At 70.6% G+C, this 14,719-nt stretch carries 7 protein-coding genes; 6 read left to right on the forward strand and 1 reads right to left on the reverse strand.

What is annotated here, in order from left to right; translation table 11 throughout:
- Positions 1–27: 27 nt before the first annotated feature.
- The 3 genes from CRO07_RS08370 (at position 28) to CRO07_RS08380 (ending at position 8,469) form a co-directional block, all read left to right on the forward strand.
- On the forward strand, positions 28–3,348 hold the full coding sequence (locus tag CRO07_RS08370; protein WP_097030240.1) for a hypothetical protein: 3,321 nt from the start codon (positions 28–30) through the stop codon (positions 3,346–3,348).
- 191 nt (positions 3,349–3,539) lie between these two features.
- Positions 3,540–7,904 carry an eCIS core domain-containing protein gene (locus tag CRO07_RS08375; protein WP_097030241.1) on the forward strand — a complete coding sequence of 1,455 codons (4,365 nt, stop codon included), beginning with the start codon at positions 3,540–3,542 and terminating at the stop codon, positions 7,902–7,904.
- Positions 7,905–7,908: 4 nt separating this feature from the next.
- Positions 7,909–8,469 carry a hypothetical protein gene (locus CRO07_RS08380; protein ID WP_097030242.1) on the forward strand — a complete coding sequence of 187 codons (561 nt, stop codon included), beginning with the start codon at positions 7,909–7,911 and terminating at the stop codon, positions 8,467–8,469.
- 6 nt (positions 8,470–8,475) lie between these two features.
- Here CRO07_RS08380 and CRO07_RS08385 read toward each other — a convergent pair whose 3' ends face one another.
- Positions 8,476–9,279, reverse strand: coding sequence for a helix-turn-helix transcriptional regulator (locus CRO07_RS08385; protein WP_097030243.1), 804 nt, complete (start codon positions 9,277–9,279; stop codon positions 8,476–8,478).
- A 459-nt stretch (positions 9,280–9,738) separates the two neighbouring features.
- Between CRO07_RS08385 and CRO07_RS08390 the strand changes: the two genes are divergently transcribed.
- From CRO07_RS08390 to CRO07_RS08400, 3 genes are read left to right on the forward strand one after another with little or no spacing between them, the layout of a single operon-like run.
- The gene (locus CRO07_RS08390; RefSeq protein WP_097030281.1) at positions 9,739–10,905 is read left to right on the forward strand and encodes an efflux RND transporter periplasmic adaptor subunit; all 1,167 of its coding nucleotides are present in this window, start codon (positions 9,739–9,741) and stop codon (positions 10,903–10,905) included.
- Between the two features lies 1 nt (position 10,906).
- On the forward strand, positions 10,907–14,032 hold the full coding sequence (locus CRO07_RS08395) for an efflux RND transporter permease subunit (RefSeq protein ID WP_097030244.1): 3,126 nt from the start codon (positions 10,907–10,909) through the stop codon (positions 14,030–14,032).
- 34 nt (positions 14,033–14,066) lie between these two features.
- Positions 14,067–14,717 carry a TetR/AcrR family transcriptional regulator gene (locus CRO07_RS08400; protein WP_097030245.1) on the forward strand — a complete coding sequence of 217 codons (651 nt, stop codon included), beginning with the start codon at positions 14,067–14,069 and terminating at the stop codon, positions 14,715–14,717.
- Positions 14,718–14,719: the final 2 nt, after the last annotated feature.

Here is a 14,719-nt window from a genome sequence, read left to right on the forward strand (position 1 = left end):
GGCACCGGGAAAGGACGGGGGAAGGCGATGGAAGGCGATTTCTCACGCGGGCACCGGCCCGACGGCAAGCGCGGGCGCAACTATCGGCGCGTGCTGGCGCGGCAGGGGGCGCCGCTTCTTGACAGCGACCTGCACGCGCTGGCCGATCTGGGCGACCGGCTGGACCGGCAGGGCCTTCAGCATCTGGCGGGGCCGGCGGGGGGCACGGGACTGGGCTTTTTTGTCACCGCGGGCCGCCTGCTGGCGCTGTTCGACCCGGCCGAGGGGGTGCAGCCGCAGGTGGCAGGCGGGGCCAGCGCGGTGCGCGACTTCTCGCGCCGGCATCTCGACCGGCTGCCGGGCCTGCGGATCGAGGGCGCGGCAGGCACCGTCACCATTGCGTTCCGTACGCCTCTGGCCGCGCCCGCCGCCTGCCGGCTTTGGCTGCGTGCCGATCACGCAACGACGATCACCGTGGATGGCGTGGCGCTGGCGCTGCCCGCGGGCACCGCTTTCGCACCCTTCGCGGCCAGCCTGTCGGGCGGGCAGGTGGCGATCCGCCCCGGCGCTGAACCCTGCTGGTTGGCGCTGATCGAAACGCACGAGCCGTCGGGCGCCGAGGCGCGCTTTCACTGGGCGGCGGGGGGGTTTCAGATCGGTGGCCTGCTGACACAGGCTCGTGATGCGCGCTGGCCCGACCTGTCGGGTCCGGCCGGCACGGCGCTGGCGACGGCGTCGGCGGGGGCGGCGGGCACGCGCTGGCTGGCCTATCTGGAGCTGTCCGAGCGGGTGGTGACCGCTGTCGAAGATCCGGGCCTGCGCGAACAGGCGCTTGGCGACCTGCGCGAGACGACCTCGCGCGCCGAGGTGGTGGCGCAGGTCAAGCTGGCCCGCGTGCCCGATGGCACCACGCCCGCCGCCGCCCGCACGGCTTTTGCGCAGGTGCTGTTGCCATCGGGGCGGGTGACCTTCGGCACCAGTGCCGGCAGCGCCGCCGCCGATCCTTGCGATCTGCCGGTGCCGGGGGGCTACAGCGGCCCGGAAAACCGGCTTTACCGGCTTGCGGTGCATGACGTTACCGGCGGCCTGACCCGGTTCAAGTGGTCGCGCGATAATGCCGCCGATCTCTGGCCCTGCACGCTGCTGCCCGAGGCGCCGCCCGGCGCGCCGGCCACCCATGTCCGCGTTGCGGCACAGGCCGCCCTGCGCGCGGGCGATCTGGTCGAGCTGACCTCGGACGCGATCGAGCGGGGCGATGCCGCCCCGGGCGAGGTGACGGCCGCGGGCTTTCGCAGGCCGCGCCGGGCGCAGGGCCGGCTGTTCCGGCTGGCAGGCGGCGAGGTCGCAGGTGGCGCCGGGCGTGAATTCCGGCTGCTGGACCCGGTGCTGGAAACCCCGGTTGCCGGTGTCGATCCGGCCCCGTTCGGCACCGACGGGCTGAAGCTGCGGCGCTGGTCCGGGCTGCTGGACCGCACCGGCAGCGGGGCCGTGACCCTGACGCTGGAACATGGGCTTGAGGCGCATGTCACCGGCACGTTCGAGGCGGGCGACTGGTGGCAGACCGAAGCGCGGGTATTGGCCCCACAGGCCAACGGCCCCGTGGTCAGCGAGCCGCACGGCCCCGAACGGCAGTTCGCGCCGCTGGCCTTGTTGCGGCGCGGCGCGGCGGGGGTGCCGCTTGAGGTGCTGGGCTGGCTTTCGCCCGCGATCCGCCGGCTGGATGCGCAAGAGGCCGATGCCACCAGCTATGACGGCGCGCGCGTCGGCACCCCCGCCGATACCGTGCAAGAGGCGCTGGACGAGCTGTTCCTGCGCCTGTCGGATGGCTGTGGCGAGATTGCGGTTCCGGTGGGGGCGCCGGTCCAGTCGGTGATCGACACGATCCCCAATGGTGGCAATGCCCGGATCTGCCTGAACGCGGGCCGTCGCGATCTGACGGCGGCGATCGTCGTGGCGGACAAGGGCGATCTGGTGCTGGGCGGCATTGGCCCCGGCACGGTGCTGCGCAGCCCCTTGCGTCTGGTGCTGCGCTTTCTGCGCTGCCGCAGCGTCGATCTGCGCGATTTCGCCATCGAGTCGCAGGGCGGCGGCCAAGGCCCGATCCTGGAATTCGAGGATTGCGGCGAGGTGCGGATCGACTCGGTCCGCATCACGGGTGCGGGGCCGGTCGAGCAAGGCAGCGCCGCGGTGCGCCAGCACTCGGCCGCGGCCCGGCCGACGCGCCACTTCGGGATGCGGCGCTGCCGGTTAAGCCTTGGGCAGGGCGACAGTGGCCTGTCCGCCGCCGATCCCGGCCACGCCGAGGTCTGCGACAACGAGATAGAGATCCGCCGCGATGCCTTTGATTTTCTGGGCACGCTGGCCGCGCCCGGCGAAACCGCCGCCGCCGTCGGCAGTCTGTTGATCGACCGCGTCGCGTTTCTGCCCGACACCACGGCGACCTCGGCCGCGATCGCCGCGGCGGGCGGGCCGCCGGTGGGGGTGGCGCCCATGGGCGGCGCGCGGGCCAACATCCTGATGCACCGGCGGTTCTGGGGCAGAGAAGCTTTGTCCTTCACGACCCATGTCACCACCACCAGCGTGTGGGAGGGGCTTGCCCGCGCGAATCAGCCCGGCTCGGGGGCGCAGACCGAACCCGAGGGGATGCAGGCGTTCCTGTCCGACCTGCGCCGCGGCCTTGCCCGGCGGGTGTTCGGGGTAGGCGGCGACTGGCTGAGCTTTGCAACCTTCCTGACCGCTGCCTTCGCGCGGTTCCGCAACGGGGTGGCGGGGACGAACACGCTGCAACATGGCCGGACGGGGATCGCGGTCGGCATGTCGCGCGGCCCGTCGCAACTGGGCTGGGCGGGCGATCCGGTTGCGGGGCTGTTCGCGGCGGCCTCGGGGCAGTCGGCGCGCATCCACGGCAACCGGGTCGAGGGCTTTGCGCAGGGCATCCGGGTCGGCGCCTCGGCCGGGCCGCAGCGCAACCGGCATCTGTTCGCCCAGTCGGTCGAGGTGGCCGACAACCGCATCGCGCTGCGCCTGCCGTGGCAGGCCCGCCAGCGCGGCGGCATCTGGGTCGGCAATGCGCTGTCGGTGGCGGTCACCGGCAACCGCATCATCGACCCGGCCTATGTCCCCCGCGCCGGCACGGGGGCCGCGGCAATCGAGGCGCTGGATGTCGATGGCATCCGGCTTTGGGGCTGGTTCGGGCCGTTCGTGCAGGTGACGGGCAATCTTGTCCATGGCGCGACCGTCGGCCTGCGCTGGCAACCGATGGGCCGGAGCGAACCGATGGGCGCCCGTCGCGACGTGTTCGTTCGCGCGGTGCGTGACAATGCCTATTCGGGCGATTGGCAGGCGCAGTTGCCGGCCTCGATCCCGTAGAAGTTGAAAGATGGGGCAAGCGGTGCTATGCTTTGGGTCTGGTCGGTGGATGAAAGCGGAAAAGACGGTTACTCGTCTGTGCCTTCGGGTGTTTCGCAGGATGAAGCTGCGGGGTTCAAGTCCCCGAGGGGAAGCTGGTCAATAGGCCAGCTTCACCCATTTTCGGCCCCCGCCTGTGCCGGAGCCCGCTGATGAAAGCCGCGCCCGTCGCCACGACCGCCGCCCCGACCCCTGCCGCCGCCGCCCCGGCACGGATCGCAGGCCCGGCGCCGGTCACGGCCGAGGTGGGGGGCGCGCTTGGCACGATCCGGCGCGGCCTGACCGGGGGCAGCCCCCTGCCGATGCCGCTGCGCAGCCGGATGGAGGCGGGATTCGGGGCCGGTTTCGGGGATGTGCGTATCCACAGCGGCGGGGCGGCGGGGGCGGCGGCCGCGTCGCTGGGGGCCGAGGCCTTTGCCAGCGGCAACAGCATCGCCTTTGCGCCCGGGCTTTACCGTCCCGGCACCACGGCGGGCGATGCGCTGATCGCGCATGAACTGGCGCATGTCGTCCAGCAGCGCCGGACGGGCGCGGGCGGGGCGGTGCAGATGCATCAGGCGCTGTCCTCTCCGGGCGAGGCCGCCGAGGTGGCGGCCGACCGGGCGGCGGCGACCGTGCTGGCGGGGGGGCGGGCCACTGTCGGCACCGGCGGTCTGTCCCTGCGTGACCGCATCCTGCGCCGTGCCCGGCCGGGGGCGGGATCGCTGGCGGTCTCGCCCGCGTTAAGTCAGGCGCCGGCACAACCTGGGGCGGTGGCGCCGGGGTCCGGGCCGGTGCTGACCCCGGTGATGACGGCACGGGTCTCGCCCGCCGGGGGCGAGGTGACGGGCCTTGGCCGCGCCATGCCTGCGGCGGCGCCGAAAGGCCCGGACGAGGCACAGGTGGCGCAGGGCGCAAACGCGGCCGAAGGGGCCGCGCCGGCATCTGTCATGGTCGCGGGCACCACGGCCGGCGCGGCGGCACCCGCGGCCAGTCCCGCCCGCGCCGAGCGGCGCGACCGCCCGCCACGCGACAGGGCCGAGGCCGAAGACCGCCGGGCCGAACCCGCCCCCGAGGCGGAAGCCGAACGGCCACGCGGCGGCGGGGGCGGTGGTGGGGGCGCCCGGCGCTTCGGCCGCAATCTGGGCGACCGGGGCGCGGCTGCGGCTGAAGAGGCCCGCGCCCGGCTGGATCGGCACGCCACAGCCCTTGGCACCCATGAAGGCGCCGGCACCCGGATCGATGCCGCCCGCGCCGCGGCCGAGCCGCCGGCGACCGCGGCCGAGGCCGACGGGCAACGGACACAGGCGGGCCAGCTTGCCGAAGCCGAAGTGCCCACGCCCGATGCCGCGGCGGCACAGGCGCGGGCGGCCTCGGGGTTGGCGGCGGTCGCGCCCACAACCATCGAGGAACTTGACGATTTCTCGGGTCCGGCGGGGGCGGGAACCCGCGACGGCCTTGCCCGCACGCTGGCCGAGGATGCCGCCCGGCAGGCCGACCCCGTCCGGCAGGCGATGGCCGGCCTGTCCAGTCCGCCGCCCGGCGCGGCCCCCGATCCGGCCGTGCCGCAGCCCGAACCGCTGGCCGCGCCCGATACGGCCGCGCCCGCGCTGGGGGCGGCCACCCCGCCGCCAGTGCCGGATGCAAGCCTTGATGCGTCAGAGTTCCGCGAAGACGCCGACGAGACGCTGGCCGGTCACGATGTCGATGACCGCACCCTTCAGCGTGCCGAGGAAGGGCCGCTGCGCGCCATCGGCGACGACAAAAGCGAACTGGACGCCGCCGTGGACAGCGCCACCACCGAGGCCCGCAGCACCGAGGCCCGCGCCACGGGTGTGGCTTCGGCCACGCTGTCGGCGGCCGAAGGCGAGGCCGAAACCGCGATGATCGGCGGCCGGCAGACGGGCCAGCAGGCGGTTTCCGCCGAACAGGACAGCGCCCGCAGCAGCGAAGAAACCGGCGAACGCACGCTGGTAGAGCAGATCGAAACCACCTATTCCACCGCCGAAACCGCGGTGAACGACCGTCTCGGCCGGCTTCAGACCGATGCGGTCGAGGCCTTCCGCGACCAGCAGGGCGCGCGGCTGGATACCTTTGCCGCGGACGTGCGGGCCGATCTTGAGGCGTTCAAGTCGCGCCGCTACACCGGCGCGCGGGGGCTTTACTACCGGGCGCGCGACTGGGTGCTGTCGATCAACAGCCTGCCCGAGGTGCGCGACCTGTATCAGCGCCACCGCGCCAGCTATATCGCCGATATCGACGCGATGATCGCGACCCTGAAAACCGGGATCGAGCAAAGCGTGACCGAATGTCGCCAGATCCTTGCCGATGCCCGCACCCGCATCGACACGCTGGCCGAGGAAAACCGCGGCTCGCTGGACGATGCCGCCCGCGCGGCGCTGGACCGCGCCCGGCAAGGGTTCGACCGGATGGAAGCGCGGATCGAAGCCAGCCGGCGCGCCGCACTTCAGGCGCTTGACCGCGAGCGGGATCGGGCGATCGCGGAAATGGATGCCCGGCTGGAAGAAATCCGCGCCGAGAATGCCGGCCTTGTCGACCGCATCGCCGCGGCGATCCGGGCGCTGGCGGCGTTGCTGGGGCAGTTCCTTGGCCTGATGACGCGGATCACCCGGATGGGGATCGGCGCCTTCCTGTCGGCCGCCGCCTCGCAGGCCCGCGAGGGGGTGCAGAACCACCTGTGGGAACAGTTGAAGGAAGCCTTCAAAGAGTGGATCTTCTCGAAGGTGCCTGGGTTGCAGTTGCTGCTGGCGCTGCCGCCGAACTGGGTCGAGATGCTGGCCGCGATGGCGACCTCGATGATCGGGCTGTTCGTCGAGAACCTGCCGGCGATGCTGCCGGCCATCGGCGTGGCGGCGATGATCTGGCTGGCCACCCAGCTTGCGGTAAAGCTGATCCCCGGCGCCGGGGCGATCATGGCGGTGATCGATGCAATCCGCGCGGCATGGTCGCTGGTGCAATCGCTGTTCTCGGCCGCGACCGCGTTCTTTCAGTATGTGATGACGGTGGCCCAGCCCGGCAATGGGGCGGTCTCTTTCGCCCGCGCGCTGGCGCATGGGATCGTGGCGGCCGTGGACATGGTGCTGACCTTCCTAGGCGTGGATGCGCTGATCCGGCGGGTGGCGGGCGCGATCCTGCGGCCGTTCGGGCGCATCGTGCAGCGCATCCAGACCCGGTTCCGCCAGTGGAGCGAGCGGCGCCGGGCCCGCCGCGGCGACCGCCCCGGGCATCGCCGCGAAAGGGATGGCGGCCGTGACGGCGAGGACAGCCACCGCCGCCGCCGGGCCGAGGCCGAAGCCCGCCGCCGCGATCGCGACGACGACCGCCGTGGCCCTGCGCGCGGCGCCGACCGCAACCGCCGGGGCGATACCCCCGAGGCCCGCCGCCGCCGTGAACGCGAAGACCGCGAGCGCCGCGACCGCGAGCGGCTGGCGCGGGCGGTGCGCGAACTGCCAGGCCGCATCCGCCCCCTCTTGCGCCGCGGGGTGCCGGGCCTGTTGTTGCGCGCCCGCCTTGCGATCTGGCGGGTGCAATACCGGCTGAGCGCGCTGGAGATCGATCGCACTGGCAGCGGCTTCCGCATCGAGGCGCGGGTGAACCCCGGGCAGGTGGTGGTGGGCGGCATCACCTTCGAGCGTGACGAGTTGCTGATCGAGATCCGCCGCATCGCCCAGCAGGTGGCGCGCGACCCGCGTGTGGCCGCAGCCTCGCGCGAGATCCGCGGCGGCCAGACCCGCAGCCAGACCGCGGCACAGCGCCGATCGGGCAGCGACACGCTGAACACCCCGGTGGGCGAGCGCACCAACATCGCGGGTCTGCACAACGTCAATGTCACCGCGCCCCGGCGCCGGCACGGTCAGGTCGAGGATGTCACCATCGGCGGCGCCGGCACGTTCCGGCGCACCCAGCAGCACGGCACCGCGCGCAATCAGACCATCTCGGGCGTGTCGGGCACCGCGCTGGATTATGACGAAGCGCAAGGCGTGATCGGTCAGCGCCCGCGCCACTTTGCCGAGGCGCTGCGCCGGATCGGCCAGCGCACCGGCGGCCCGGTTCCGGGCACCGACATGGCGGCGGCGGCCGAACATGTCGGCATCCGTTTTCAGGAAGCCCAGCGGTCGCCCGCGATGCTGGCGCATATGCCGTTCGAACAGATGCAGCTTGCCGCGGGCCAGACCGACGCGGCGATCCGGAACCATCCCGCCTATGGCGAAGAGTCCACCCGCCGCATGGCGGCCGTCGACCGCAACCTTGCGCAGCGGGCGGGGCTTGATCCCGACAACCCCGACTGGTCGCAGGCCGACACCAGCCGTCTGGGCGGGCGGCAGGCGCGCGGCTCGACCGCCCGCCAGATCGAGCGTGAATGTGCCTATATCGCCGCGGCAGTTGCGGCGCGCGGGCTGATGTTCAATTCTCGGTCCGAGGCGCTGACCGAATTGCGCCGGATCGTGTTCGAACATTTCTCGATGGGCGTCCAGTCGCTGGATGGCCCCATCGCGCTTGGCCCCGGAGGAGACTGACCGGATGCACATCATCACCCCCACCGCGGCCTTTCCCGATCCCGCGGTGGCCGAGGCGGCCGAGGCGATTGGCCTGACCGCCCGGACCGAGATCCAGGACGAGACCGGAACCCTGTACGAGCAGGATTTCCGCGATCCCGAAGGCGCCACGCGGCTGCGCTATCTGCACGAACCCGACCTCGATATTCCGGTGATCGCGATCGAGGGGCCGCAGGCGGACGCGGTCCGGGCCGCGCTTGGCGATGCGGTGGCGCATGTGTCGGGGCTGGCCGCGGCCATGGCCTATGATGCCGGCGCGGACGAGCAGGTGCGGATGACGCTGTTGCGGATCATCGCCGCCCACAGCCTTCAGCGGCTGCATCCCGCGATGCTGCGCGCGGCGGAACTGGCGGCGCGGGATGGATCGGCCTTTGTGCGGCTGGGGGTGGTGCTTCTGGCCCATTACGCACGGGCGCCACAGGTGACCGATCTGGTCCGGGGCCTTGTCTGCGATCCCGACCCGGACGTGCGCGATTTCGCGGCCGAGGTGCTGCGCACCCTGGCCGAGACCGCGGGCGATGCCTAGCCCCGCCTAGACCGGGGGCCGCCCGTCCCCAGACTGCCGGGCCGCCGACTGCCTTTCCCCCGACTGGTCGGGGGCCAGCAGCAGCGACAGCAGCGCGTCCAGCGATCCCGTTCCCGTCTTGGCGTGGATGCTGCGCAGATGCGCCCGGATCGTCGACCGGGTCAGGCGCAGCTCGGCCGCCACCCGGTCCAGCGCCAGCCCCCGGCTTAGCAGCAGGCAGACGCGGAACTCGGCCCGGCTAAGCTGGGCAGGGTTCGTGGGGCACAGGATCGGGCGCTGGCCTGCGGCCTCGATCCGGTGGCGCTGAAGCGCGATCGCACGCGAGATCAGCCCCGGCAGCCGCTGTGTCCAGCCCCGTGTCAGCGCCGGCAGCAGCGACGACAGGGCGGCCTGCGTCTCGGCGGTGACCTCGGTGCGGAAATGCATCTCGATATGGTCGCGGCTCAGCGCGTCCGACACAAGGACCAGCGTCGCGAAGCCGCGCATCTTGCGCGCCGCCTGCCATTCCGCCAGCGCCGGCTGTGGCGAGGCCGCCGCATGGCCCAGCCAAAGGCTGCCCGGTGCCGCCCCGGCCAACGCCGGCCCGAACTGGCCAGCGGCAAAGCACGACACCAGCGGGCGCACGGGCTCGCCTCGGCGGTCGTCGTGAAGGGCTATGCGCTGGGGGCGGGCCATGTCAGGCGTCGTCCGCGCGATCAGCCCACATTCGGCGCCAAGGCTGCGCAAGAGATGCGCCAGCGCGTCAGAAAGGGAATGGCGGCCCTGTAAAGCGTCGTCCCAATCGGCCAGCGCATCCGCATGGCGCGCCAAGAACCCTGCTGGACGCCCTGCGACGGATGCAGCGGCTTCCCAGTGTCTCGTCATTCGGTTCGTCTCCCGGAACACGCCGCCGCCAATCCGCGCCGACGGATGCACACACCAAAGACAGGACGACACCGCCGCCCGATCCTCTGCCCCACCTACGAAAGACCATCGGGCTCATTCGTCGGTATGTCAATATTCCATCCGAACCCATCCGTTACGGCCCCCCGAATACACCTTTCAGTTGCGATTATTTCGCGTCGGGATAGCGTCGAATCTGGCCAGGGTTGTCGTGGCCGGCCGCAACATGCATCGCAAGAGGAATCACCCGGCGGGGCAGCGGGGCAGGGCCTGCCATCCGGGCAAGGCCCGATCCGCCGCATTTTCGGGATCGGATGCATGGCAGGACTTGACTTTGGAAACGACATCGTTTCCCAAAAGGACTTCCGTTCGCCGATGGAGTTTCCCGTGACCCTTCCCCGCCTTTCCCGCATCCTTGCGGTGCTGATCCTTGCCGCCCTTTCCAGCGCGGCGGCCCGGGCCGATGGTCCCGGCGGTGGCGCAGGTCCGGGGGCGGGGCGGCCGTCGCCGGTCACGGTGCTGACGCTGAAGGCCGCAGATCATCCGATCGTCACCGTGCTGCCGGGCCGTGTCACGGCGTCCGAGGTCGCCGAGGTGCGCCCGCAGGTCAATGGCATCATCCGCGAACGCCTGTTCGAAGAAGGCCGCGACGTCACCGCGGGCCAGCCGCTCTACAAGATCGAGGACGACAGCTATGTGGCCGCCGTCGCCGCCGCCCGCGCGGCGGTGGCCCAGGCCGAGGCCACCTTGCGCTCGGCCGAAAAGGACGCCCGCCGCGCCGAGGAACTGTTCGGCAACAAGACCGGAAGCGAACAACGGCTTGATACCGCGATTGCCGCGCGCGACAGTGCCGCGGCGGCGCTTCAGATGGCGCGGGCGCAACTGCGCGCGGCCGAGATCGACGAAAGCCGCACCACGATCACCGCGCCCATCGCCGGAACCATCGGCTTTTCGCAGACGACGACCGGCGCGCTGGTCTCGGCGGGGCAGGCCCAGCCGCTGACGACGATCCGCAGCCTTGATGCGGTCTATGTCGATGTCACCCAGTCCGCGACCGATCTGCTGCACTGGCGCAGCCGCAGCGGCAAGGGCGTGCTGGTGCGCCAGACCCCGGACGTGCGGCTGATCCTGGCCGATGGCAGCGCCTATCCGCTGCGCGGCCGGCTGACTGCGGCCGAACCGCAGGTGACGCCGACCACCGGAATGGTGACGCTGCGGATGAATTTTCCCAATCCGCAGAGGGTGTTGCTGCCCGGAATGTATGTGCAGGTCGAACTGCCGGTTTCGGTGGCCCGCAATGCGGTGGCCGTGCCGCAGCAGGCGGTGATCCGCGATCGCCACGGCGCGGCCAGCGTCTGGCTGGTCGATGCCGAGAACCGCGTCGTGACCCGCCCGGTCGAGATCGTGAAATCCGAAGGCGACCGCTGGATCGTTTCGGACGGGTTGGCAGGCGGCGAGAGGGTGATCGTCTCGGGCTTCCAGAAAACCGCCGTCGGCGCGACCGTCGTCCCCGAGGAACAGGGTGCCCCGCAGACCGCAGGAGCCGGGAACTGAGATGGGCCGTTTTTTCATCGACCGCCCGGTTTTCGCCTGGGTCATCGCCATCATCATCATGGCGCTTGGCATCCTGTCGATCCTGACCCTGCCGGTGTCGCAATATCCAAGGATCGCGCCGCCCGCAGTCGTCATCGGCGCGGTCTATCCCGGCGCCTCGGCCGAGACGGTGGCCGACACCGTCACGCAGGTGATCGAACGCGAAATGACCGGCCTTGACGGGCTGCGTTACATCAAGTCGTCCTCGACCTCGACCGGGGTGGCGCAGATCACCCTGACGTTTGAACTGGGCACCAATCCCGACATCGCGCAGGTGCAGGTGCAGAACAAGCTGGGGCAGGCGCAGGCGCTGTTGCCGCAGGCGGTGGTGCGGCAGGGGGTGACGGTCAAGAAATCCTCGGCCGGGTTCCTGATGGTCATTGCCATGACGTCGACCGATGGCCGCTATGACGCCTCGGCGCTGGCCGATTACATGGCCTCGAACATGGTCGAAAGCATGAGCCGCCTGCCCGGTGTCGGCTCGGTCGAGGTGTTCGGCTCGCAACATGCGATGCGGATCTGGCTCGATCCGAACAAGCTGAACGCCTATGATCTGGCGCCCTCGGATGTGGTAGCGGCGGTTTCGGGGCAGAATGCGCAGATCTCGGCCGGCTCGTTCGGGGCCCGCCCCGCACCCGAAGGCCAGCAGCTTCACGCCACCGTCACCGCCCAGTCGTTGCTGCGCACCCCCGAGGATTTCGCCCAGATCGTGCTGCGCGCCGAAACCGATGGCGGGCTTGTGCTGCTGCGCGACGTGGCCCGGGTCGAGATCGGCGCCCAAAACTATGAAATCAACGGCCGCTTCAACCGCGGGCCCGCGTCGGGCATGGCGATCCAGCTGGCCGCCGGCGCCAATGCGCTGGACACCGCCGAGGTGGTGAAAGAGAAACTGGACGAACTAAGCGCCTTCTTCCCCGAAGGCATGACCTACGAGATCCCTTACGACACCACGCCCTTCGTCAAGATCTCGATCGAGGAGGTGGCCAAGACACTGGTCGAGGCCATCATTCTGGTCGTGCTGGTGATGCTGTTGTTCCTTCAGAACATCCGCGCCACGCTGATCCCGACGCTGGCGGTGCCGGTGGTGCTGCTGGGCACCTTCGGGGTCATGGCGGCACTGGGATTTTCGATCAACACGCTGACCATGCTGGCCATGGTGCTGGCCATCGGGCTTCTGGTCGATGACGCCATCGTGGTGGTCGAAAACGTCGAGCGGATCATGGACGAAGAGGGGCTGGATCCCGTCGCCGCGACCCGCAAAAGCATGGGCGAGATTTCGGGCGCGCTGGTGGCGATTGCCATGGTGCTGTCGGCGGTCTTCGTGCCGATGGCGTTCTTTGGCGGCTCGACCGGCGAGATCTACAAGCAGTTCTCGATCACCATCGTCTCGGCCATGGCGCTTTCGGTGGTGGTGGCGCTGACGCTGACGCCGGCGCTGTGCGCGACGATCCTGAAGAACGACCATTCCCATGCCTCGCGCCGGGGTCTGGTGCGGCTGTTCAACCGCGGCTTTGATGCCACCACGCGCGGCTATGGCGGGCTGGTGGCGCAGGTGATCCGGCGCCCGGTGCTGATGCTGGTGCTGTTCGGGCTGATCGTGGCCGGCATGACGGGGCTGTTCCAGCGCACGCCCACCGCCTTTCTGCCCGACGAGGATCAGGGCGTGATGATCACCCTTGTGCAGACCCCGTCCGGCGCCACCGCCGAACGCACGCAAGAGGCGATCAAGAAGGTCGAGGACTACTGGCTGCAAGCCGAAGCCGAGAATGTCGACTCGGTCTTTTCGGTGGTGGGCTTTTCCTTCGCGGGGCAGGGGCAGAACATGGGCATCGTGTTCGTCAAGCTGAAGCCTTGGGACGAGCGGACCGAGCCGTCGCGCCATGTCTCGGCCATCGCTGGGCGGGCCTTTCCGGCGCTGATGGGGGGCATCCGCGACGCGATGGTGTTCCCGATCGTGCCGCCGCCGGTGATCGAACTGGGCAACTCGAACGGGTTCACCATGTTCCTTCAGGCGCGGCAGGGCCAGACCCACGAGGAACTGCTTCAGGCCCGCAACATGCTGCTGGGGATGGCCGCGCAAAGCCCGCTGATCGCCTCGGTCCGGCCGAACGGGGTCGAGGATGCGGCACAGTTCCGGCTGGACATCGACTGGCGCAAGGCGGGCGCGGTGGGGGTGACCGCCGCACAGGTGGGCGATTTCCTGAACACCGCCTGGGCGGGGGCCTATGTGAACGATTTCCTCGACATGGGCCGGGTCAAGCGGGTCTATGTCCAGGGCGAGCCCTGGGCGCGGACCGCGCCTGACGATCTGGCGCTGTGGCGTATCCCCAATGCGAACGGCGAGTTCGTGGCGCTGTCGACCTTTTCGGATCAGACATGGTTCTACGGGCCGCAGCAGGTGGCACGTTATAACGCGATCCGCGCGATGGAGTTGCAGGGACAGCCCGCGCCCGGCGTGTCGTCCGGCGAGGCGATGGCCGAGATGGAGCGGCTGGTGGCCCAGCTTCCGCCCGGTTTCGCGCTGGAATGGACCGGCCTGTCGCTGGAGGAACGCGAAGCCGGCGATCAGGCGAGCCTTCTGTTCCTGTTGTCGGTCGGGGCGGTGTTCCTGTGCCTTGCGGCGCTTTACGAAAGCTGGACGGTGCCCATTGCGGTGCTGCTGGCGATGCCGGTGGGCATCCTTGGCGCGCTTCTGGGCGCGTGGCTGGGCGGGCAGGCGAACGGGGTCTATTTCCAGGTCGGCCTGCTGACCGTGGTGGGGCTGACCGGCAAGAACGGCATCATGATCGTCGAATTCGCCCGATCCCGGCTTGCCCGGGGCGAGCCCCTGCACGAAGCGATCCGGCAGGCCGCGATCCTGCGGTTCCGGCCGATCCTGATGACCTCGCTGGCGTTCTCGCTGGGGGTGGTGCCGCTGGTGCTGTCCAGCGGGGCGGGCGCGGGGGCGCGGCGGGCCATCGGCGACGGCATCCTGGGCGGCACGATCACCGGAACCCTTCTGGGGATCATTTTCGTGCCGGTGTTCTTTGTGCTGGTGAACGGCCTTGTTGGCCGCCGCAAGCGCGCGGACAAGGCCGCGGCGGCGTGATCCCACGCCGCCCGCCCGCCGCAGGACACATGCCATGACCGAGGCCAAAGTCAGAACCGGACGTCCGCCCGTTCTGAGCTGCGAGGAACGGACCTGCCTGATCCTGCGCGCGGCCGAGGCGGTCTTTGCCCGCCACGGCTATTCCGGCGCCACGATGGAGCGGATCGCGTCCGAGGCCGGCATGTCCAAGCGCACCCTTTACCAGCATTTCGGCGACAAGCTGACGGTGCTGGCGGCGCTTCTGCGGGCCTATGACGCCGACCCGGTGATGACTTGCCTGACCGATCCCGACCCCGAGGGCACGCCGCATCAGATCTTGCACCGCTCGTTGACCGAGATCGCGCGCCATGTCCTTGGCCCCGGTCAGATCGCGCTGACCCGGCTGGCGATCGCCGAGGCGACCTCGACCCCCGAAGTGGCGCGACTGTTTTACGAAAACGCCATGGACGGGATCAGCGCCGCCTTTGCGCGCCGGCTGGCACGGATGGCCGACCGCGGCCAGATCCGCACCGCCGACCCCGAGCGTCTGGGCGAGATCCTGATCGGCGCCACGCTGAACCGACAGGTGCTGCACCGGCTGACCCATGCCGATACCCCCCCGCCAGAAGCCGCCGGTCTGGCGGCGCGCGTCGATGCGGTGCTGGCGCTGACCGGCCCGGCGCTGGGTCTTGGGGGGCCGGGCTGACC

It is taken from the genome of Cereibacter ovatus (assembly GCF_900207575.1).
Classification (GTDB): Bacteria; Pseudomonadota; Alphaproteobacteria; order Rhodobacterales; family Rhodobacteraceae; genus Cereibacter_A; species Cereibacter_A ovatus.

Bases quoted from the DNA above. Each gene is read 5' to 3' on its own strand.
- CRO07_RS08370 (WP_097030240.1), top strand. From the start codon at position 28: ATGGAAGGCGATTTCTCACGCGGGCACCGGCCCGACGGCAAGCGCGGG.
- CRO07_RS08375 (WP_097030241.1), top strand. From the start codon at position 3,540: ATGAAAGCCGCGCCCGTCGCCACGACCGCCGCCCCGACCCCTGCCGCC.
- CRO07_RS08380 (WP_097030242.1), top strand. From the start codon at position 7,909: ATGCACATCATCACCCCCACCGCGGCCTTTCCCGATCCCGCGGTGGCC.
- CRO07_RS08395 (WP_097030244.1), top strand. From the start codon at position 10,907: ATGGGCCGTTTTTTCATCGACCGCCCGGTTTTCGCCTGGGTCATCGCC.
- CRO07_RS08400 (WP_097030245.1), top strand. From the start codon at position 14,067: ATGACCGAGGCCAAAGTCAGAACCGGACGTCCGCCCGTTCTGAGCTGC.